Raw genomic sequence first — 19,943 nt, 5'->3', positions numbered from 1 at the left:
CTCGCGGCGGCAACCTATGACGGGGATCGCCGCACGGCAACCTCGCGGAACCACGCGATGGTCTCTCGCAGACCCTCCTCCAGAGGCACCTTGGGCTCCCAGCCGAGCAGCGTGCGGGCGCGGGTGATGTCTGGCTGACGTTGCTTGGGATCATCCTTGGGCAAGGGCTTCTCGATGATGCTCCCCCCGCCGCCCGCCGCCGTGCGCACGGCCTCCGCGAACTGACGGATGGTCATCTCCCGGGGGTTGCCGATGTTGACCGGATGGGGCTCGTCCGACAGCGCGAGCCGGACCAGGCCATCCACCAGGTCCTTCACGTAACAGAACGAGCGCGTCTGGCTGCCATCGCCGAAGACGGAGAAGTCCTCGCCCTTGAGCGCCTGGCCCACGAAGGCCGGAACCACGCGGCCGTCGTTGAGCCGCATGCGCGGGCCGTAGGTGTTGAAGATGCGAACGATGCGGACCTGCACGCCCTTGCGACCGTAGGCCGCAGTCACCGCCTCCGCGTAGCGCTTGGCCTCGTCGTACACCGAACGCGGGCCGATGGGATTGACGTTGCCCCAGTAGTCCTCGCGCTGCGGGTGCACCAGCGGATCTCCGTAGACCTCGGAGGTGGACGCCATCAGGAAGACGGCCTTGTTCGCCTCCGCCAGCTTCAGCCCGTTCTCCGTGCCGATGGACCCCACGCGCAGCGTCTCCAGCGGGAGGTTCGCGTAGTCGATGGGCGACGCGGGCGAGGCCATGTTGAACATGTAGTCGAAGGGCTCCTTCACCGGGATGCCCTCGATGATGTCCGCCTTCACGTAGCTGAAACCCGGCCGGCCCTTCAGCGTGCGCAGGTTCTCCTCGTTGCCGGTGATGAGGTTGTCCACGGCCGTCACGGCGGCCGCACCGTCGTCCAGAAGGCGCTCGCACAGGTGCGAGCCCACGAAGCCCGCGCCCCCCAGCACCACCACTCGCTTGCCCTGCATGCTCTTCACGTCGCGCCTCGTCTCTCTGTCAAATCTCGTCGAAGGTCGCCTGCCCCGGCAGCTGCGCTTTGTACTTCTCCAGGACCAGGTCGATGCCCTGGCGGATGTACTCGGCCACGGGCACCTTCGTCTTCTGGTTCAGCGCCTTGAGGAGCTCGTTCTGCTCCGGGGTGATGTAGATGGTGGTGCTGATCTTCTTTCGGGCCATGGCTATATGTGAAAATATATGGAATGACGTGGCGCGCGAAAGCATCTCGTGCGCACGCCTCGGCGGAGAGGCCGCTGCGTCCCGGGAGCACCGCATGACCGGCAGCAAGCGCTGGATTTTCCTCGGGTTGATGACCTCCGGCCTGCTCACCGGCTGCGCCAGCGACAAGGCCGCCGAGCGCGGCACCAACGCCCCGGGTAAGTCCTCACCCGCCTCGTCCGAGGCCATCCACCCGGAACCCGCGCGTGGCGAACACGTCACGCAGCAGGACGTGAACGGCGACGGCAAGCCGGACGTGTGGACCTACACGGTGGCGGACGCGGGCGCGAATGGCGAGGAGCGGTTTCGCAAGGTGCGCCAGGAGCTGGACCTGAACTGGGACGGCCGCGTGGACCTGACGCGCTACTTCGACGAGGCCAGCGCGCTGATGCGCGAGGTGATGGACCTGGACTACGACGGCAAGGTGGACGCCACCTACTTCTACGAGAAGGGGGCCAACACTCGCCGCGAGCGGGACTTCGACGGCGACGGCCGCGCGGACAGCGTCACCTTCTACGAGCGGGGTGTCCTGGTGCGCAAGGAGCGCGACACCAACTCCGACGGGCGCGTGGACTACTGGGAGTACTGGGAGGGCGGTCAGGTGGACCGCATCGGCGAGGACCTGGACGGCGATGGCACCGTCGACAAGTGGACCCGCAATCCCAACAACGCGGCCCGCGACTGAAGGGCGAGCCGCGCCTTCACGGCGGAGCGACTACGGCTTGCTCGTGCCCGTGCGGCCGTAGGAGTCCTCCAACCGCACGACGTCATCCAGCTCGGGGGTGCTGACCTCGAGGATGTCGCAGTCGGTGATGGCCACCATGCGGTGCTTGGTGAGGGGCTTGATGTGGTAGCTCTCCCCCGGGTTCATCTCCTTCTCGATGAGCCCCTGTCCCTCGTCGACGACGAAGAGCAGCTTGCCGCTCTGGACGTGGATCGTCTCGTCCTTCTGGTTGTGGTACTGCAGGCTGAGCTTGTGGCCCTGCTTCACGTGCAGCAGCTTGCCCACGTAGCGCTCGGTGTGGGCCCAGATGAGCTCGTGGCCCCAGGGCTTCTCCACCCGCCTAGTCGTCGTCATGGTGCTTCCCGTCTTCCTCGCCCGCTCTCAGTTCGTGCCGGCCACGAACGCGTCGAGCTGGGTCTCACGCTTGAAGTCTGACAGATACCGCGTCGCAGCGTCCTTCGAGGCGAAGGTGCCCATGCGCACGCGGTACCAGGTGCCCTTACCGGCCACCTCCGCCGTGACGATATAGGGGGCATAGCCCCTATCACGCAACCGGGCCATGAACCGGTCGGCCTCCTGCTTGTCCTGGAACGCCGACAGCTGGAGCGTGAAGGCCCCACCCTTCACCGCCGGGTCCGGCAACTGCGCGGCGCGGGCGATGGCGTCCTTCATCCCTCCACCCTCCTTCTGCGTCGTCCGCGTGGGCACGGCCGCCGTCTCCACCTTGCCCGACACCTGTGCGGGCTTCGCGGCGACGGGGGCGGGCTTCTCGGCGGGAGCGGCGGCGGGCTTCTCCGCGACGGGCGCGGGGGTGGGCTTGGGCGTCTCGGCGACAGCGACGGCCTGGGGCTCCTCGGCGGGCTCCTCCGGGGGCAGCTCGCCCGTGTCGGGGTCCGGCGTCGGGGCCATCGCGGCGGTCCTGGCGGGCTCGGGCGGCTTGGGCGCGGGCTTCTCCACGGGCGCGGCGGGCTTGGGAGCGGCGGGCTTGGGAGCGACGGCGACGGGCTCGGCGCTGGCCTTGCGCGTCAGCTCGTCCTGGAAGGTGAGCGCGGAGTCCTTGTGCTGCACGGCCTGGAGCGCCTGGGCATTGGCATCCAGCGCGGAGAGCAGGTCGGGAGCGCTGGCCGTCTGCACGTCACCGGCGAGCTTCTTCCCCACGACGACGCCCAACACGAAGACGGCGCCGAGCACGACGATGCCGGCGATCAACAGGCTCACAATCTGCCGGTTGTCGAGAGAGACGTCGAACTTCTCCTTCATCCGGTGGGCGTCTCGCATGACTCAGGGATCCTCGCGCGCGGACAGAGCGGGCCACACGAGTCCGTGTTGCGGCCTGTAGCGTCGGCGTCGAGGCAAAGTACGCCCCACCCCCCACCCGGTCAAATTCACGGAAGCGGCGTCGGGGCCGCGCCGTCACCGCGCCACGGACGTCACCGGCAACACCGCCGTGGCGAGCGCCACCGAGGGCAGCACGGAGCCCACGGGCTCCTGCCTCGGCGCGGGCGCATTGAGCCGCGCACGCAGCTCCTTGCCGGCGGCGAAGCTGAGCGTGCGGCGCTCCGGCACGGCGACACTCTGCCCCGTCTTCGGATTGCGTCCCGTACGGGCGCGGCGCGTGCGAAGGGAGAAGACGCCAAAGCCTCGCAGCTCGATGCGCTTTCCCGCCACGAGGGCCTCCGCCATGCAGTCGAAGACGGCATGGACGATGGCTTCCAACTCGCGCCGCGGGACGTGGGGTGCACGCGCCGCGATGCGCTCGATGAGCTCACTCCTCGTCATGGCACACCTCCGCGAGGGACGGTGGACTCTACAGAAGGCGCACCCGCGAGGACAAACCACCCTGCCCCACGCCTCAGCGCAGGCGCAGGTCGGCGGGGCCTTCGACCTCGACCTCGGAGCCGTCCTTCGCTCTCAAGGTGACTTCCGCCCCATCCGGCACGAGCAGGCGGACGGTGCGGCCCAGGGGCACCTCGCGCCCCTCCAGGAGCACGGCGGTGGCCAGGTCATCCGTCTCCGCCACGGCGAAGCCATCATCCACCACCGCCACCAACCCACCTTCCCCCAGGTCTCCCGCATGGATGAAGGGGACCTTCGGACGGAACGGCGGCGCTGGCAGCGGCGTGTGCGGCCCTTCGTGATCGGTGTCCGAGCCCAGCCGCTGCAATCCGTTGGGCGTGAAGAAGGCGACGAAGTACTGCGTGGAGGTGTACGCGTCCTCGTGCGCGCTCTTGGGCGTCACCTGCACGTTGGTGTAGCGGGCGGCGACGATGCGCAGCGCGCGCGGCGCCTCCTGCACGCTGCCCTCCACCCACCGGTGCGCCGGGAGGTTGGAGCCGTGGAGCTTCGCCTCGTCCGCGTCGCCAATCTCCAGCGTGTCGCCCTTCTCGAGGAAGCGCAGGCCTCCGCCGAAGTACTCGAGCACGGCGGGACCGGTGGCCGTGAGCAGCGCGTCCCCCGTGAGCTGGGCGCCGACGGCGACGGTGCGCTGCTCCTTGCCCTGCGTGCGCAGCACCGGGGCCCCCGCCGCGAGCAACCCGGCGATGGGCTTGTCCGAGCGCTCCTTACAGGCGGTGACCAGGCTCGCGGTCGCGGCCACGAGCAGACATCCCATGAGGCGCTGCGCCATGTCCCGCTTCCTCCTCAAGACGACTCGAGCTCAGACGATCCAACCACCACCCAGCACCTTGTCCTGAGCGTAGACCACCGCGGCCTGTCCTGGGGTGACGGCTCGCGCGGGGGCATCCAACTTCACCGAAACGAGACCATGGGGCGAGATTTCCACACGGCCCGCGGCCCCCGCGTGGCGGTGCCGGATGCGGACCTCCACGGGCGTCTCCGGGGACGGTGGCGCATCCACCCAGTGGGGCTGGAGCAGCCCGAAGCGATCACGCCCCGTCTCCTCGGCGCTGCCTACCACCACGCGGTGGGTCTCCGGCTCCAGTCGCTGGACGTAGCGCACCTGTCCGCCACCCAGGTTGAGCCCCTTGCGCTGCCCCACCGTGTAGCGGTGGATGCCCTGGTGGGTGCCGAGCACCTGGCCGTCCCCATCGACAATCTCACCCGAGGGCTGGGGGCCGGCGACCTTCTCCACGAAGCCCGCGTAGTCACCGTCCGGCACGAAGCAGATCTCCATGCTCTCCGGCTTGTGGCTGGTGGTCAGGCCGTGGCGCTCGGCGACGGCGCGGACCTCCGCCTTCGTCATGTCGCCCACGGGGAAGACGATGTCGCGCAGCTCGTCCTGGCCGAGCGTGAAGAGGAAGTAGCTCTGGTCCTTCGCGGCGTCGACGGCGCGGCGCAGGACATAGCGGCCGTCGGTCTCCTCCACGCGCGCGTAGTGGCCGGTCGCAAGCCTCGCACCGAGCGCTCGGGCGCGCTTGAGGAGGAAGTTGAACTTCACGTCGCGGTTGCAGGCCACGCACGGGATGGGCGTGCGCCCACCGAGGTAGGACTGGACGAAGGGATTGACGACGCGGTCCTGGAAGATCTCCTCCGCGTTGGCGACGTAGAACGGAATCCCGAGCGTCTGGGCGACGGCGCGTGCGTCATCGATGTCGTCCGGACTGCAGCAACTCCCACACTTCGCCTTGCCCTCGTAGGACCAGACGCGCAGGGTGATGCCAATGACCTCGTGGCCCTGTTCCTTGAGCAGGGCGGCAGCGGCCGAGGAATCCACCCCGCCGCTCATCGCAACGACGACTCGCATGGTGCCCCTTCCTACACGCCCCAGCGTCCGGGCGCACGCGGGAGGACGGGGGGAGCCCCCCAAACCCGACCCCGGAGCCCGGTGGGAGGGCCGCCCACCGGCCGGGCTCAGGCCCCCGTGCGAGCCGACTGCCAGGCCTGGAGCCGCTGCTTGAGGCCCTCGGCGGTGTTCAGGGCAGGCTCGTCGAGCACCGAGTCCATGAGGAAGCGTGTCGCCTCGCCGACGATGGGCGACGGGCCGACGGCGAGCGTGGCCATGATATCGCCCCCGGTGAGCGCCAGGTCCTTGGGCACCAGGGGCGGCTTCGCGGCGGCCAGGGCCTCCAGCCGCGCGAACAGGCGCTCCAGGTCTGGCAGGCGCTCCGGGGCACGGACCTGGACGCGGGCCCGGGCCACCGCGAGGAGCTGCGGAAGCTGGGGAAGCCCCACGCGAGCCAGGAGTCGGCGCAGCGAGGGGTCCGTGTCCGAGAAGCGCTCTTCCAACTTCGCGGTCTCCACGAGCAGGGCCACCAGGTCGGCGACCTTGTTGGGGAACTTGAGCCGCAGGCCGATGTCACGAGCCTGGGCGCGGTCGACGAGGTCCGCGAGCAGCACGGCCACGCGAATCTCGATGTCGTTCGGCGCGGCCTGCACCGCGGCGCGCGCGAGCTGGGCGGCTTCCGGGGTGGCTCGGGCCACTTCGGGGAGGAACACGTCCAGCAGCCCCGTCTCCGCGAGCAGCAGCAGCCCCCCTTCCGCGCGCGGAGAGAGCAGCAACTTGGTCAGCTCCTCGCGCACGCGCTCCAGGGCCACCTTGCGGAACACGGCGAGGGTCGCGGGAATGGCGTCGCGGGTGTCCGGGTCGAGCGAGAAGCCGAGCACCGCGGCGAAGCGGACCGCGCGCATGGGGCGCAGACCGTCCTCGGAGAAGCGCTCCAGGGCCGAACCCACGCACCGGATGAGCTGGGCCTGGAGGTCCGTCTGGCCGCCGAACGGGTCCGCGAGGTCGCGGTCCAGTGGGTTGTAGGCCATCGCGTTGATGGTGAAGTCGCGGCGGGACAGGTCCTTGACGATGTCGCGCTCGAAGGCGACGGAGCTGGGCCTCCGTCCGTCGAGGTAGTCCCCTTCCGAGCGGAACGTCGTCACCTCGACGTGGGTGCCGCCCTGCACGACGGTGACGGTGCCGTGCTGGATGCCCGTGGGGATGACCTTGCGGAAGGCGCGCTGGACCTCCTCGGGGAGCGCGCTGGTGGCCACGTCGAAGTCCTTCGGGTGAACCTTGCGAACCATGTCCCGGACGCAGCCGCCCACCAGATACACGGCGTGGCCCAGCTCTCGCAGCCGGGCGATGACGTCGAGCACGGGTTGGGGAATGTCGGCGTTGTGGAGGTTGGCGAGCATGGGTCCAGGGGCGGCGAGCGACGTGCCCGCCTGACAACCCGGGTTGTACTTGCGCGCGCCCCTCCGAAGCCAGGGCCCTGGCGACAGGCCCCGTGCAACTCGCGGCAGTGTTCCGCGATGGATGGTGGATCCGTCCCCCCGTGCGGCCCGCTCAGCCGGACCGCTTCTCAGGGAGGCGGGTGGCCGACAGAACTCCGGACAAGGACAGCACGAGCACGCCGGCGAGCGGCACCACGAGCAGCCCCACGCGAAGTCCCACGGCGTCGGCGACGAGGCCGACCACGGGAGGCGACAAGAGGAAGCCCAGGCGCATCAACCAGCTCACGAGCGTGAGGCCCGTGCCAGGTCGCAGTCCGGGAAGCTCGTCAGCACCGTGCATGGCGGCGGGCACCAGCGTCGAGACTCCGAAGCCCGCGAGCGCGAACCCCGCGATGGTGGCGGGCACCGACGGGAACAGCAGAGCCGCCCCCATGCCCACCGCCGCGAGCCCGCCTCCTGCCCGAGCCACGGCGCGCTGTCCGAACCTGTCGACGAACCTGTCGCCGAGCAGCCTCCCGATGAACTGCGAACCCACGAGCGCCACGTATCCGAACGAGGCGACCACGACGCCCGCGCCGAGCGTGCCGGAAAGATAGACAGCCGCCCAGGTCGACCCCGCGTCCTCGACGAGCGCTCCGCCGAGGGCAATCAGGACCAGCGCGGCGACCACGAGCCCCAGGCGCAGTCGACCCGGCGCTCCACGGCGTGCCGGGTCACTCTCCAGCTGCGACGCGTCCTCGGATGAGACATTGGACGCAGTGGGCTCGGGGCCGGGCAGCAAGTAGCGCAGGGCGGTCAACGACACGAGTGAGAAGACCAGGGCCGAGACACCCAGGTGGACACCACGTGGCACGTTGAGCCCCGCGGCGAGCCCGCCCATGAGTCCCCCCAGCACGGCGCCAATGCTCCAGACCGCGTGGAACCCATTGAGGATCGACCTGCCATAGAGACGCTGCACCCGCAGGCCGTGGGAGTTCTGGGCCACGTCCGTGATCGCATCCATGCTGCCGGCGAGAAAGAGTGTCACCGCGAGCGCCACCCACGAGGGCGCGACACCGGCGCACAACACGCCCAACCCCGTGAGCACCGTCCCGGCCACGGCGACCCGTGACGAGCGGAAGCGACGGATGAGCGCTCCGGCGGCCAGCCCGGCCACCAGGGCTCCGAACGGGAAGGACGCGACGGCGAGTCCGTACTGGGCATTGCTGAGCCCGAGGTCGGATTTGATCTGCGGATAGCGCGGCAACAGGTTGGCGAAGATGGCGCCATTGGTGAGGAACAGCACCGCGACGGCGGCGCGAGCCGCTCGGTGCTCGCGGAGCACCGGGGGGCGGAGGGGGATGGTCATGAGGCAGCAGCTCTAGGATGAGAGGAATTGGAGCACGGCGTCGCGAGTGACGTCGCGGCCGTGCGGTGTCGGGTCGAGGCTGACGTGGATGAACAGCCCTTCAATCAAGGCGTCGAGCTTGTGGGCGGTTCGCGCGTCGACGTGCTGTTCGAGCACCGCGCGGCTGCGGCGCATCCAGTCGTGGGTGATCTTCCGGAAGGCGGGCTTCCGGGCCGCGAGGGTGTAGAGCTCGAGCGTGAGCACCAGGTCGTCGGGACCGGCCACGAGGTCCTTGTGAACCAGATCGACGATGGCCGTGGCGAGCTCGTCACGAGAAGCGACCGCCGAGAGTCGCGCAGTGAAGCGCTCGCTGACACGCTCGGCGAAGCGGGTGAAGGCCTCACGCAGCAGCTCGTCCATGCTCGTGAAGTGGTAGGTCATCGAGCCGAGAGGCACCCCGGCCCGGTCCGCGACGCGCCGGTGCGAAGTGCCCGCCACTCCGCCCTCCGCGATGACGGCGAGCGCGGCGTCGATGATGCGGTCGCGTCGGTCGGGGTCGTTTCGGCGAGTCGCCATGGGGGCTCCTGGCTCTGGGGGAAGATACCCTCCATGTGTACGTTCGTACATATCGACATTGTCCGGGGCCAATTTGTTCCCGAGCGAGGACCCTTCTCGGGCCCGAAGCAGTCGAGCAGGCATCCAGCAGCCCGGCGGCCCAGGTCGTTCCATCCGGCCGGAGAAGGCTCCCGTGAGGCCCGCTGGCAATCTCAGACACCCGAGCCCCTCCTTCCCGCCCTCGACGCTGGTCCACACGGAAAGGAATGGCTCTCGCGCTGGCGGAGATTATCGACGGAGAAGCTCGCGATGTGTATGACACTCCTCCATGAAATCAGCTCCTCCTGAATCACCCCAAAGACGCAGACTGCTACTGGCGGTCACCGTCGCCGCGCTGGGTCTGATCGTGCCGCAGATCTCTTTCGCTGATCCGGATTGCGGCCCCTTGGACCCACGGCCGATCTGCAACCCTACCGAAGTTCCTGGGCCCACTGATCGAGCACCCTTCTGGATTCACGAAGGCAAGCGATTCTTCGTGATTGGCGCCTTCGACTATCCTGATCGAGTCACCGCGGATGCGGGTGATTCGGAGGATTTCCCAAACATCGACAAGACAGAGGTCGCGCTGGATGAACTGGGGCGCGTGGGATTCAATACCTTGATCCTGGACATGCAGGATCTGACGGCAGCCGACCTTGACAAGCTGGAGTTGCGCGGCGTCCACGCCCTCGCCAAGGCCTGGAACTGGAGTCACCGAGGAGAGTGGGAAAGTGAGCTCCACTGGGTGCGAGAGGTGGCCGATCAGCACCATATCGGCAGCGACCTCGACCTCAAGATCCAGGAGCTGAAGGCCAAGTCGGCACTCCTCGGCTATGACTCCATGGACGAGATGGGCTGGAACAAGGATGGAGGAGGACAGATCGTATGGGATGGCGGGGCCATTGACGGGCCCAAGACAGACACCAATCGTGCTCGAATCCCCACCGTGGAGGAGGCCACGAGCTTCCGCGCGTTCGTCAACGAGAGAGACCCGGCCCACCCGGTCTACTACACGGAGATCGCCGCCAATGATGCGGAGGGCGTTGCGGCTTGGGAAGGCATCCCCGGCTTCCCCGCATCGGAGTACCGGAAATGGAGGGCCGCGGCGAACGCGTGGGGACAGGACAGGTACCCCATCTCCCTCCTGCCCGGCGGCGGTTCTCCACCATTCCCCCTGGCCCCCCTCAATCACCCGGCGGAGAGCATCGAAGCCATGAAGGTGCTCCATGACGACAACTTCGTGGCACCCTACTCCCCCGCGGGCCCCATATTGATAGTGCTTCAGGGACAGGGCTATGCCGAGTGCTGCAGCTCTCACATGGGACCGACAATAGGCCGCAGACCCAACTACACGGAGACACGCTTCATGGCGTACTCCTCCATCATCCATGAGGCTCGCGGCATCTTCTGGTGGGGAACGGAAAACATCGAGCAAGACTCTCAGCTCTGGTGGGACATCAAGAAGGTCGCCTCGCAGCTGCGCATCCTGGAGCCCGCGCTGCTCTCGGACGAAACGTATGCCCTTGGGGGCTTCGCGCCCGATGCCGGCGCCGGACAGCTCGAGGGCATCCGAAGCACCATCGGACAGCACAACATCCTCATCGTCGCCAACCGCACGCCCACGGCGGTGACCGGCCCCATCACTCCGGTTGCCTGGAATGGAACTTCGCCGGCTCGCCCCCTCTTCGAGCAGCGCAGCAGCATCCTCTACAACTCCAGCCAGGGTGGATGGACCGACACGTTCGGCCCCTGGGAGGTCCATGTCTACACGGACGCGCCCATCTATGGGCGGAAGGATGACTTCGATGGGGATGGGAAGTCGGACTTCACCTGGTACTGGGAGTCACCCGCCATGCCGCAGACAGGGCTTCTCACTGTCCAGGCCAGCTCGCTTCCCCGGCCGATGCGCTTCCCAGGAGGTCTCCCGGGGGACATCTCGCTCACTGGCGACTACGACGGAGACGGCCTCACGGACTTCGCGGTGTACACTCCCGCCGAGAACTCCAACGCTGCGGGGTTCTTCACGGTGTGGCGGAGCCGGGGGCAGCACTGGAGCTGGTTCGATTATGGGGAGCAGGGCGACATCCCCATCGCCGCTGACTACGACGGCGATGGGACCACGGACATCGCCGTGTACCATCACTTCACCGCCCCTAAGAGTACCCCTTCCGGGCTGTACTATGGAGAGTTCCGGTGGCTCTCGAGTCTGGATGGTCTCCCGCAGACCTTCCTAATGGGCGAGCCCGACGACACGCCCATCGTCGGAGACTTCGACGGCGACGGCCTCGATAACTTCGCCATGTATAAGCATAAAGCAGGTACGGGCTGGGGTGGATGGTTCACGGTGTGGAAGCCCGCGGAGAACGCCTGGGATTGGGACACGATGGGACAGGTCGGAGACATTCCTGTCGTCGGGGACTACGACGGCGATGGCCGAAGCGACCTGGCCCTCTACACGCCCCGCTGGCCCACGAACGACGGCGGCGGTTATTTCACCTACGTCCACAGCTCGACGGGGACGTCCTACGTGAAGTTCCTCGGCGGGGTCGGCGATGTTCCCGTGACGGGCGACTACGACGGAGACAGCAAGACAGACATCGCGGTCTACACGCCTCGCACGAGCAGTCCAGCAGCGGGCGGGTACTACACCATCACCTTCTCGGGCTCGCAGATCACGAGCACACGAAGCAGAGCCGGGGTACGGACCGGAGAGCTGCCCATGGGAAGGGAATGGCAGCAATGACAGGCGGACATGGCTCGCGAGAATGAGCCATGACGCACTCGGGACCTGGGCCATCCAGGTCCCGAGCAGTCGCCCCCACGGGATATGGGCGGCTGAACATCTGGGTGGCGACTACTTGCAGCAGATGCCTCCCTCTTCGCCGAACACGAGGTCTCCGAGCAACCGCTGCCCCAGAGGACACCCGTCCCTGTGGGTGCTTCCATCTCCCGGATCTCCCCGTGGACTCCCTCCCTTCGCGAGACACTCCTCGGGCGTCAACGGATCCCCTCCACCCTCGTTGTCGCTATCACCACAAGCCACCGCCCCGACACCGATTCCCAGAATGACAACCATTCTTTTCCAGAACATCCGCACGACTCCATTCTCGTGAAGAGTCGCCCCCAACAAGCAATCCACGTACCATTGCATACCTGCCACCGGTTTCAGACCCGCCCTTGTTTGCCCCAACGAAGTGGCGGCTCAGGATTCTGATGGGCCTCCATGAAACTTCGTGATCCAGCATGCGTTTCCGCCATCCTCGGGCAGAAACCTCTCACGCTGGGATGGACAGTTGTTTCAAGGCGGCATCACAGAGGGGAGATCGAAGGCCCTCGTGCATCAGCACGACGCATACAAGACCTCCGTCACTCAGCAAGGTCCTGCGCCTTCCCTGGCCAGCCGATGTGATTGGAACAGGGACGGTAGCACCGGAGGGTTCACGTGCCGCACGCGGAGGCTTCACCCCCAGCGCGCCTCTTGCCATTGCGCAGGGCGGTGGTGGCGCCCGCTGCGTCCCTCGGCCTTGAGGCGAGGAAGCGGGCCACCTGGTCCCCGCTGAGCAGACCGCGTCGGCTGCCTCCCCCTTTGTCGGATAGGCGTCAGGGGCGCCGCTCGGAGAGTGGCAGCTCGGCCAGGGCCTCACTCTCGTTGCACGCCTCCAGCCGCCTGCTATAACGCGCTGGCCGGTTACGTACTGCTTACGGACCGGGGTGAAGGACTCGTCGAAGGTGGCGGCCCTTCATCAGAAAGTACAAGTAGTTCCGCAGCTTTAGCCGTCCGACCTCGTAGCTCAGTTGGATAGAGCGGCGGTTTCCTAAACCGCAGGCCACAGGTTCGATTCCTGTCGGGGTCATAGCGGAACCCCTTGATTTTCCAAGGGGTTCCGCTCGCAGCACCTGTCGCGGACAGTGCCTGACGCGCCGGCGTGGCGTCCTTGTGGCGCTGCGACGCTGAAGCCCCCCGGGTAGTCCGACCGGCCAGTTCCCGTGGAAGCGGGGCTACCCATCCCTCAGCGGGCCCTGCCTCGACGGCCATCACCCCGCGATCACAGTGCCGGACAACGGGGCGGTGCGGCCCGAGTCGAGGTACAGCCCCCCATAGAAGGCACTGCAGGCGGACTCAGCGAAGCGGCCCCAGGCACGGGCCTTGGTGGTGAAGCTGCTGTCGGACCTGAAGGCGACGGAAGCCGGCCCCATCAAGAGCGCGTTCAAACTGGCGGCCTCGCAGCAGTCGCAGGCCGCGGCCTCCAAGGCCGCAGGGAAGACCTGGGGTTCCCACAGTCGGGAGAAGCTGACCCAGGCCTGGGGCGCCGCGCTGGCGGAGACGGCGCTCGGTCTGCAGTCGTCGTCTGAGATTGGTCAGGTCGTGGAGACCGACAAGGGCGTCCATCTGGTGAAGCTCCAGAGCCGCAGGTCGGGACGGGGCAGCAGGAAGTCGCTTTCCATTCCCATCTCCCATGACATCACCCACACACATAACTGTCGACACTCGCCAGCAACGCTGAAACAACACCGGCATAAGTCAGAGCCCACTCTCCCTCATTCGCCGGAAACACTCCTCCACGGGCCTTCCCTGAAATCGCTCAGCAAGTGCAAGCACCTCGCGCCACTTATACAATTGCTGTGAGACAACTTCCTCCGTGCCCCCGACTGCCGTGAGCACCAGATGGAAATCTTTCTCGTACGCGTTCTGCTTTCCGGGGGGCCTATACGGATCAACTACTCGACCCGCTGGCCTGAATCGTATCTCCACCAGGTCCATCGCGACATGACGAGACCCCGTAACCGCCGGATGCCCCTTGGAGCAGATCTGCTCCGCGAAGTTCGGAACAATTTCGTCATCCCGCTCGATGTGCCAGGCATGGCCGAAGTCACAAACATACAACCAGTAAATACGCATACTCCGCCTCACTCAGTTCACAGAACGCAATGCGCGGTATTCGCAGGTTCGCCAGTATGATGAAGTCACCGCGAGTCGCGGAGAGCCCCTCCACGGAGACAATCTCGCCAGAGCCCCCATCCACAGCTCCCACTGAATTCCCCTCCTCCTGGCAAACTCGCGCAATTCACCATCAAGTCCGTGGGCCGCAGTATATCGCGACTCAGTCGTGCACACCTCATTCGATGGCAGCCCCGACGCATCAAGCTCAGCCAGTTCAGCATCAGGCTCGTGTCACACCAGCACGGAAACTCCGCGTCACCGCCAGCAGGGGACTCTCACTCCGCGGCAAGTGCCTCACCCGTGCGCGAGCCCCTACAGTGGGGTCCGCGCTGGGGAGGCGAAGGCATCGCTCGTGACGTGGGCGCTACAGCGCGGCCTGGAGCGTCTGCTCCAGCTCTTCGCGCGTCTGCCAGCTCACGGGACGCAGGCCCGCCACCAGTTCCAGCGTCCCACTCGAGACGGTGACGGCGGCGTGAAGGTCCGTACGCAACTGGATGCGCTTCACCTTCTCCCTCAGCGCGGTGCGGCCGATATCGTCCTTCTGGAGGGACTCCAGCACCTCATGTACACGCGCCACGAGGAAGCCGAGCGCGCGCAGCTCCTCGGCGCTCGCGGGATTGACTCCGGGGGCCAGCGCCAGCGTCAGCGGAGACTCCGTGACGGCTCGAAAGCGGGATTCCAGCGCGCCGAGCTGACGACGAAGCTCGAGCAGTGAAGGAACAGGCACGGCATCGCGCTTCAGCTCACCGAACGACGCGACATCGTGGACCGTGACGGTCTCGATGGTGCCCACGGGGATGATGACCGCGTCCTCTTGGGGTAGCCGCTCTCGCGGGGGATGAGGAGCAGGATGGCGCGGCCCTCGCGACGGTCCTCCAGCATCTCTCGGACGATGCCAGTGACGGCGCGGCCACTGCGCAGGGACAACGTCGCGCGGGGCAGCAGCAGGGGAATCCCCGAACGCTGCCGCCCGCTGATGCGCAGCAACACCTGGAGCACGGCGTCCAGCCCCTTGGCATCCGCATCCAGAAAGGCACGCAGGGAGTCACCCGTGTACGGGTTCGGCAGCTCCGGGGCGGCCTCGATCGTCCTCCGGATGGACTCCTTGCGGTCCTCCACCTGGTCCACATTCGTGACGGGCTCGTGGTCCAACGTGAGCACCCCGTCCTGAAACGTGGCGATGCTGGACGAAGAGGAGTTGCTCGACGAATTGCGGATGACGATGCGCTTGAGCGCGCCTCGCAGGAACTCCCGGCCCAGGTCGTCCTGGCCCAGGGCCGCCAACGCACCGATGAGCGGCCTGAAGTAAACCTGGGGCCACGCCTCCGCGTAGAGGTCCGCATAACCCTCCGCCGTGAGACTGGCCCAGTCGACCTCGATGGGCACCTCGAAGCGCGCGGCGGCCTCAAGGTCCTTCTTTATCTTCGGGTAGTGCGTCTCCTCGAACTGCTTCGCGGCCTTGCGTTCGGCGAGTCCCATTCAATTCTCCAGACGGAGGGGATGGGCGAGGAGTCTCGCCCGATCCCCCACAAGACGCCCAGGGCCGCCCGCACGTTCCGTGTCCCCTTGAGTTCTCCCCGGCCCCACGCCCTGACCGGCATCCCCCTCGAAGACCCCACATTCCTGGGATGGACCTGCCCGGGTGGCTCCCTCCACCCTGCTCTCCTACCGGACACACCCTGTTCGCGAGAGGAGAGGACCCCGGATGTTCATCCCCCTGCCGTTGTCACGCCTCGCGACCCAACGCGTCCTCCTCCTCTGGATTGCCCTGGGCATCGTGAGTCTGGTGGTCAGTCTGGGTGGGTTCCTGAGCCCCTGCCAGTGGACCCCCGAGCGGGCATTTGCTCGCGCCTGTTCGCCACAACAACCCAAGGAGCCGTGACTGCGGGCAGGACGTTCCATCGTGGTGGCCGTCATCACACCAGGGAGAGCCGCGCCTGGCTGGCACACGGGGCCATCAGGGCATGGGCGCGCTTGGATGCTCACTCGGAACAACGGGGTTCGCACCTCCCGCCCTGTTGGATATACGCTGGTCGAGTCCGCCCATGCACACGCCCTCCGTCCGAACCCGAGTCCTGTCCGCCATCGTCGCCGTCCTCGCCCTCTCCGCCTGTGGCGGTGGCAGCGCCCCCCCAGCGGAACAGAGCGCCAAGGACACGGGCCCCGCGGTCGCGGTCGTCAATGGCCGCTCCCTGTCGACCCAGGAGGTGAAGGCGAAGCTGGACGAGCAGCCACTGTTCGTGCGCAGCCGCTACGCCACACTGGAGAAGAAGAAGGAGTTCCTGGACAACCTCATCCGCTTCGAGCTGCTGGTGCAGGAAGCTCGCAAGCAGGGGCTGGAAAAGGACCCGGAGATCAAGGCGACGCTGGAGAAGGTGATGGTGCAGAAGCTGCTGCGAAAGCAGCAGGAGGCCGCCGCCGGGACGATTTCCGAGCCGGAGCTGCGCAAGTACTTCGACGAGCACACCTCCGAGTTCGTGAAGCCCGAGCGCGTCCGGGTGAGCCACATCTTCCTGGAGGCGCCGCCGGCTGACGCCGCGAAGCGCACGCAGGCGCGCACCACCGTGGTGAAGCTGCTCGCGGACCTGAAGACAAAGGAAGCCGGCCCCATCAAGAGCGCCTTCGAAATGGCGGCCACACAGCAGTCCCAGGATTCCGCCACCAAGGCCGCCGGGGGCGACCTGGGCTTCCGCAGCCGGGAGGAGCTGACCCAGGCCTGGGGCGCCGCGCTGGCGGATGCGGCGTTCGGTCTGAAGTCGTCGTCTGAGATTGGCCAGGTCGTGGAGACCGACAAAGGCTTCCACCTGGTGAAGTTCCAGAGCCGGCAGGTCGGGATGAACCAGACCTTCGAGCAGGCGAAGCCGCGCATCGAGGCGCGCCTGACGGGCGAGCGCCGCTCCAAGGCGATGGAGGGCTTCATCGACGGACTGAAGGCCCAGGCGAAGATCGAGGTGAAGGAAGACGCCCTCGAGCAGTTGAAGATCGAAGGCGCGGAGAACAAGCCCGCAGCCCCTGCTCCGACGTCCCAGCCTCACCCGTAGGCGGCTCGCTGCGACACACCGAGCCGGCGTACCGCCTCAGCGGTTCGCGCCGGCTCGCGAGCCCGACCTGATCGCGACAGAAGGCATCACAGACATCACGACCCCGCCAAGGACCCGCGTGTGGTGCGGAGGGCCAGCTGTGCAGCCCCCTATACACGTGCGTCATTGGGCATACATGGGCGTGCACACCCCTGCATTCTCGAGTGACTCCTCTTCGTGGGAGCAGGCGGGGCACGCTGGGTGCACAGGTGGCCCGGAGTCGGCCCCTCGTTCACTTCATGTGAACCCGGCATGAAGTAGGCTGCGATTGCCAGCGCCCGCGTGCCGAACACCGTCCGCAGCCCTTCAGTCCCTCGAATCTTCGCAAGGATTGAAATGCCCATGCAGCGACACAGTCGTTTCGCCCTCCCACTCCTGCTGGCCTCGGCGTTGCTGACCCTCGGCGCCGGCTGCTCCTCCAACCCGGAGCCCACCGACGATTGTACGACAACCCCCGCGAGCTGCGCCCCAGACGCGGGCCCACCCGATGCTGGCCCTCCTCTCGAGCCGCCCACGCTCATCGAAACCACCCAGTCCGCCGTCAACACCAGGCCTGGAGAGGTGGTCTCCCTCCGAGTCATCACGCGGGACGACAAGACGCCCCAGCTCACCTATACGTGGACGGCCAGCACGGGCTCGCTCGGGACTCCGACCAACACAGTCAACATCAGCGAGGTGAAGTGGACCGCGCCCCCCTGTCTGCCCGCGGGGACTCGCATCGCCGTCACCGCCACCGTGACGGATGATGACGACCTCTCCACCACCCAGACGTTCCTGCTGTCAGCCCACCCCTGCACAGGCCCCATGGTCTCCGGGGGCGCTCGCCACTCGCTGACCTTGCGCGCGGATGGCACCGTCTGGGCATGGGGTAGCAACGCTTTCGGCCAGCTTGGCGATGGGACCGCCCTCGACCGCGACACCCCTGTCCAGGTGGCCGGATTGACGAACATCACCGCCGTGGCCGCGGGAGAGTCCCACTCGCTGGCCCTGCGCGAGGACGGCACTGTCTGGGCCTGGGGCTACAACGTCCGCGGCCAGCTCGGCGATGGAACGACCACGGACCGTTCCACGCCCACACAGCTGCTCGGGCTGACCCGGGTCATCAGCATCGCCGCGGGGAGCTATCACTCCATCGCGCTCCGCGAGGACGGCACCCTCCGGACATGGGGTAGCAACTCTTTCGGCCAGCTTGGCGACGGAACGACCACGACCCGAAGGTCGCCCGTGCCGGTATCGGGGCTGAATCGAGTCACCCGCGTCGCCGTCGGCAAAGCCTCGCAATCCCTGGCGGTGCGCGCGGACGGTACCGCCTGGGCGTGGGGCTTCAACGCCTTGGGCCAGCTCGGCGATGGAACAACCACGGACCGCTCCACGCCCGTGCGAATCGCGGGGTTGGGGCCGGTCGTTGCCCTCTCCGGCGGCCTGGGCCGGTCCATGGCCCTCCTCACCAACGGCAGCGTCTGGGCATGGGGCTTCAATTACAAAGGCGCCCTGGGAGATGGGACGGAGATCTCCCGGAACGAGCCCGTGGAAGTCACCGGGTTGAGAGGTGTGACGACCCTCGAAGTGGGAACCAGCCACTCCCTGGCCACGCGTGACGACGGGACGGTCTGGGCGTGGGGGGAAAACTATTACGGTCAACTGGGAGACGGAACGGCAGTGGACCGCCACACGCCCGTCCAGGTGCCGGAGTTGACCGGCGTCGTTTCCGTCTCCGCCAGCAAGGAGCACTCTCTCGCGCTCCTTCTTGACGGCACCCCGCGGGCCTGGGGCCACAACGGAGACGGGCGCCTCGGCGTGGGCGCGCCTCCTCGACGCCATACACCCACCCAGGTCCCCGGGCTGACAGGTGTGCTTCACGTCGCCTCGGACGACCACCACTCACTGGCCCTGCGCGCGGATGGCTCCGTCTGGGCATGGGGTGACAACGACAACGGCCAGATTGGCGATGGGACCTTCCTCCGGCGCCCCTCCCCGGTGCAGGTGTCCGGACTCACCGACATCGTCGCCATCGCCGTGGGCGACACGCACTCACTGGCCCTGCGTGGCGACGGCACCCTCTGGGCCTGGGGTACCAATGCTTCCGGCACACTCGGCGATGGGACAACGGTCATCAGCCGCAAAGCCATCCAGGTACCCAACCTCACCCACGTCACCCGAATCGCCGTGGGCATGAAACATTCGCTCGCCCTGCGCGAAGACGGCACCGTCTGGGTCTGGGGCAGCAACCTCTTCGGCCAGCTTGGCGACGGAACAACCACCGACCGAAGCGTGCCTGTTCAGGTGCCCGGCCTCACCCACGTCACCCGAATCGCCGCGGGTGGGTACCACTCACTCGCCCTGCGCGATGACGGCACCCTTTGGGCCTGGGGCCTCAACGTCGTCGGCCAGCTCGGCGATGGAACGAACACCCACCGCCACGTGCCCTTCCCGGTGTATGCGTTGACCAACGTCTTCGATGTGGCCGCGGGCAGGGACCACTCGCTCGCCATGCGGACGGATGGCACCGCCTGGGCCTGGGGATGGAACAAGCAGGGACAGCTCGGCACCGGACGGGACACAGGTGGACGGATAGCGGATCGGATGAGCGGGCTGACCCACATCCGAGCCCTGGCCGGCGGCGGCGAGCATTCCCTGGCCCTGCGCGAGGACGGGACGCTCCTGGCCACGGGTAGCAACAGCCACGGCCAGCGCGGAGACGCCAGCTCCGGAGACCAACTCACCGCGCTCCAGGTGGCCGGCATTTCCAACCTCATCCAGATCGCCGCGGGCAACCGCCACTCCCTGGCCGTCCGCGATGACGGCACCGTCTGGACCTGGGGCGACAATCTCATGGGTCAGCTTGGCGACGGGACCTCGGCCGACGTCCACCACCCGAGGCAGGTCACGCTGCCATAGGCGACTGAAGGGAGGGGGCCTCCGAAGCACCCGCCCCTT

At 67.3% G+C, this 19,943-nt stretch carries 18 protein-coding genes and 1 tRNA gene; 6 read left to right on the top strand and 13 right to left on the bottom strand.

Translation table 11 applies throughout. From position 1 onward, the window contains the following. Positions 1–14: 14 nt before the first annotated feature. Together HUA76_RS23110 and HUA76_RS23105 are read right to left on the bottom strand one after the other, a co-directional pair. On the bottom strand, positions 15–971 hold the full coding sequence (locus tag HUA76_RS23110) for a UDP-glucuronic acid decarboxylase family protein (protein ID WP_141646438.1): 957 nt from the start codon (positions 969–971) through the stop codon (positions 15–17). Positions 972–999: 28 nt separating this feature from the next. Further along, complete coding sequence (locus HUA76_RS23105) at positions 1,000–1,179, bottom strand: ribbon-helix-helix domain-containing protein (protein ID WP_044281109.1); 180 nt, start codon at positions 1,177–1,179, stop codon at positions 1,000–1,002. A 94-nt stretch (positions 1,180–1,273) separates the two neighbouring features. Between HUA76_RS23105 and HUA76_RS23100 the strand changes: the two genes are divergently transcribed. After that, positions 1,274–1,903, top strand: coding sequence for a hypothetical protein (locus HUA76_RS23100; protein ID WP_141646422.1), 630 nt, complete (start codon positions 1,274–1,276; stop codon positions 1,901–1,903). A gap of 30 nt (positions 1,904–1,933) precedes the next feature. Here the strand turns inward: HUA76_RS23100 and HUA76_RS23095 are convergent, their stop codons facing one another. The 9 genes from HUA76_RS23095 to HUA76_RS23055 form a co-directional block, all read right to left on the bottom strand. Further along, positions 1,934–2,296, bottom strand: a complete 363-nt coding sequence (locus HUA76_RS23095; RefSeq protein WP_141646421.1) for a cupin domain-containing protein — start codon at positions 2,294–2,296, stop codon at positions 1,934–1,936. A gap of 27 nt (positions 2,297–2,323) precedes the next feature. Beyond that, positions 2,324–3,220, bottom strand: coding sequence for an SPOR domain-containing protein (locus tag HUA76_RS23090; RefSeq protein WP_174455323.1), 897 nt, complete (start codon positions 3,218–3,220; stop codon positions 2,324–2,326). A gap of 135 nt (positions 3,221–3,355) precedes the next feature. Next, positions 3,356–3,721, bottom strand: a complete 366-nt coding sequence (locus HUA76_RS23085; protein WP_141647739.1) for an integration host factor subunit beta — start codon at positions 3,719–3,721, stop codon at positions 3,356–3,358. 73 nt (positions 3,722–3,794) lie between these two features. After that, positions 3,795–4,568: a hypothetical protein gene (locus HUA76_RS23080; RefSeq protein WP_141647738.1), complete on the bottom strand. Its 774-nt coding sequence runs from the start codon at positions 4,566–4,568 to the stop codon at positions 3,795–3,797. 30 nt (positions 4,569–4,598) lie between these two features. Further along, the gene (gene mnmA / locus HUA76_RS23075) at positions 4,599–5,645 is read right to left on the bottom strand and encodes a tRNA 2-thiouridine(34) synthase MnmA (protein ID WP_141647737.1); all 1,047 of its coding nucleotides are present in this window, start codon (positions 5,643–5,645) and stop codon (positions 4,599–4,601) included. Positions 5,646–5,752: 107 nt separating this feature from the next. After that, positions 5,753–7,024 carry a CCA tRNA nucleotidyltransferase gene (locus HUA76_RS23070; RefSeq protein ID WP_174462088.1) on the bottom strand — a complete coding sequence of 424 codons (1,272 nt, stop codon included), beginning with the start codon at positions 7,022–7,024 and terminating at the stop codon, positions 5,753–5,755. 151 nt (positions 7,025–7,175) lie between these two features. Beyond that, positions 7,176–8,411, bottom strand: a complete 1,236-nt coding sequence (locus HUA76_RS23065; RefSeq protein WP_174462087.1) for an MFS transporter — start codon at positions 8,409–8,411, stop codon at positions 7,176–7,178. Positions 8,412–8,423: 12 nt separating this feature from the next. Further along, the gene (locus HUA76_RS23060; RefSeq protein WP_174462086.1) at positions 8,424–8,966 is read right to left on the bottom strand and encodes a TetR/AcrR family transcriptional regulator; all 543 of its coding nucleotides are present in this window, start codon (positions 8,964–8,966) and stop codon (positions 8,424–8,426) included. Positions 8,967–9,315: 349 nt separating this feature from the next. After that, a complete protein-coding gene (locus tag HUA76_RS23055) occupies positions 9,316–9,756 on the bottom strand; it encodes a hypothetical protein (RefSeq protein ID WP_174462085.1) in 441 nt (146 codons plus the stop codon). Between HUA76_RS23055 and HUA76_RS46480 the strand changes: the two genes are divergently transcribed. The 3 genes from HUA76_RS46480 to HUA76_RS23040 all read left to right on the top strand — a co-directional run bounded on the left by HUA76_RS46480 (position 9,739) and on the right by HUA76_RS23040 (position 13,611). Further along, positions 9,739–11,727 (top strand): VCBS repeat-containing protein, encoded by a 1,989-nt coding sequence (locus HUA76_RS46480; protein ID WP_174462084.1) that lies wholly within the window; start codon positions 9,739–9,741, stop codon positions 11,725–11,727. The two genes, HUA76_RS23055 and HUA76_RS46480, sit on opposite strands and share 18 nt — an antisense overlap. Positions 11,728–12,764: 1,037 nt before the next feature. Further along, positions 12,765–12,838 (top strand) — tRNA-Arg (locus HUA76_RS23045). Between the two features lie 254 nt (positions 12,839–13,092). Beyond that, positions 13,093–13,611, top strand: coding sequence for a peptidylprolyl isomerase (locus HUA76_RS23040; RefSeq protein WP_256434490.1), 519 nt, complete (start codon positions 13,093–13,095; stop codon positions 13,609–13,611). 679 nt (positions 13,612–14,290) lie between these two features. Here the strand turns inward: HUA76_RS23040 and HUA76_RS23035 are convergent. Both HUA76_RS23035 and HUA76_RS23030 read right to left on the bottom strand, forming a co-directional pair. After that, positions 14,291–14,653, bottom strand: a complete 363-nt coding sequence (locus tag HUA76_RS23035; RefSeq protein WP_174462082.1) for a hypothetical protein — start codon at positions 14,651–14,653, stop codon at positions 14,291–14,293. 11 nt (positions 14,654–14,664) lie between these two features. Then, positions 14,665–15,405: a hypothetical protein gene (locus HUA76_RS23030; protein ID WP_174462081.1), complete on the bottom strand. Its 741-nt coding sequence runs from the start codon at positions 15,403–15,405 to the stop codon at positions 14,665–14,667. Between the two features lie 566 nt (positions 15,406–15,971). On the opposite strand from HUA76_RS23030, the gene HUA76_RS23025 reads away from it, so the two are divergent. Together HUA76_RS23025 and HUA76_RS23020 are read left to right on the top strand one after the other, a co-directional pair. Next, positions 15,972–16,967, top strand: coding sequence for a peptidyl-prolyl cis-trans isomerase (locus HUA76_RS23025; protein WP_174455311.1), 996 nt, complete (start codon positions 15,972–15,974; stop codon positions 16,965–16,967). 381 nt (positions 16,968–17,348) lie between these two features. After that, the gene (locus HUA76_RS23020; protein ID WP_254614416.1) at positions 17,349–19,904 is read left to right on the top strand and encodes an RCC1 repeat-containing protein; all 2,556 of its coding nucleotides are present in this window, start codon (positions 17,349–17,351) and stop codon (positions 19,902–19,904) included. The last annotated feature ends 39 nt before the right edge of the window (positions 19,905–19,943 follow it).

Origin of the sequence: Myxococcus sp. CA056, from assembly GCF_013336715.1 — a bacterium.
Classification (GTDB): domain Bacteria; phylum Myxococcota; class Myxococcia; order Myxococcales; family Myxococcaceae; genus Myxococcus; species Myxococcus llanfairpwllgwyngyllgogerychwyrndrobwllllantysiliogogogochensis.
This window is presented reverse-complemented; position numbering and strand designations above follow the sequence as displayed.

What these genes read in the sequence shown, in the direction of transcription:
- HUA76_RS23110 (WP_141646438.1), bottom strand. Translation starts at nt 971, where the DNA reads ATGCAGGGCAAGCGAGTGGTGGTGCTGGGGGGCGCGGGCTTCGTGGGC.
- HUA76_RS23105 (WP_044281109.1), bottom strand. Translation starts at nt 1,179, where the DNA reads ATGGCCCGAAAGAAGATCAGCACCACCATCTACATCACCCCGGAGCAG.
- HUA76_RS23100 (WP_141646422.1), top strand. Translation starts at nt 1,274, where the DNA reads ATGACCGGCAGCAAGCGCTGGATTTTCCTCGGGTTGATGACCTCCGGC.
- HUA76_RS23095 (WP_141646421.1), bottom strand. Translation starts at nt 2,296, where the DNA reads ATGACGACGACTAGGCGGGTGGAGAAGCCCTGGGGCCACGAGCTCATC.
- HUA76_RS23090 (WP_174455323.1), bottom strand. Translation starts at nt 3,220, where the DNA reads ATGCGAGACGCCCACCGGATGAAGGAGAAGTTCGACGTCTCTCTCGAC.
- HUA76_RS23085 (WP_141647739.1), bottom strand. Translation starts at nt 3,721, where the DNA reads ATGACGAGGAGTGAGCTCATCGAGCGCATCGCGGCGCGTGCACCCCAC.
- HUA76_RS23080 (WP_141647738.1), bottom strand. Translation starts at nt 4,568, where the DNA reads ATGGCGCAGCGCCTCATGGGATGTCTGCTCGTGGCCGCGACCGCGAGC.
- mnmA (WP_141647737.1), bottom strand. Translation starts at nt 5,645, where the DNA reads ATGCGAGTCGTCGTTGCGATGAGCGGCGGGGTGGATTCCTCGGCCGCT.
- HUA76_RS23070 (WP_174462088.1), bottom strand. Translation starts at nt 7,024, where the DNA reads ATGCTCGCCAACCTCCACAACGCCGACATTCCCCAACCCGTGCTCGAC.
- HUA76_RS23065 (WP_174462087.1), bottom strand. Translation starts at nt 8,411, where the DNA reads ATGACCATCCCCCTCCGCCCCCCGGTGCTCCGCGAGCACCGAGCGGCT.
- HUA76_RS23060 (WP_174462086.1), bottom strand. Translation starts at nt 8,966, where the DNA reads ATGGCGACTCGCCGAAACGACCCCGACCGACGCGACCGCATCATCGAC.
- HUA76_RS23055 (WP_174462085.1), bottom strand. Translation starts at nt 9,756, where the DNA reads ATGGTGCTGATCGGCCACCTCTCGCACCCAGTGGAGCTCACTTTCCCA.
- HUA76_RS23030 (WP_174462081.1), bottom strand. Translation starts at nt 15,405, where the DNA reads ATGGGACTCGCCGAACGCAAGGCCGCGAAGCAGTTCGAGGAGACGCAC.
- HUA76_RS23025 (WP_174455311.1), top strand. Translation starts at nt 15,972, where the DNA reads ATGCACACGCCCTCCGTCCGAACCCGAGTCCTGTCCGCCATCGTCGCC.
- HUA76_RS23020 (WP_254614416.1), top strand. Translation starts at nt 17,349, where the DNA reads ATGCAGCGACACAGTCGTTTCGCCCTCCCACTCCTGCTGGCCTCGGCG.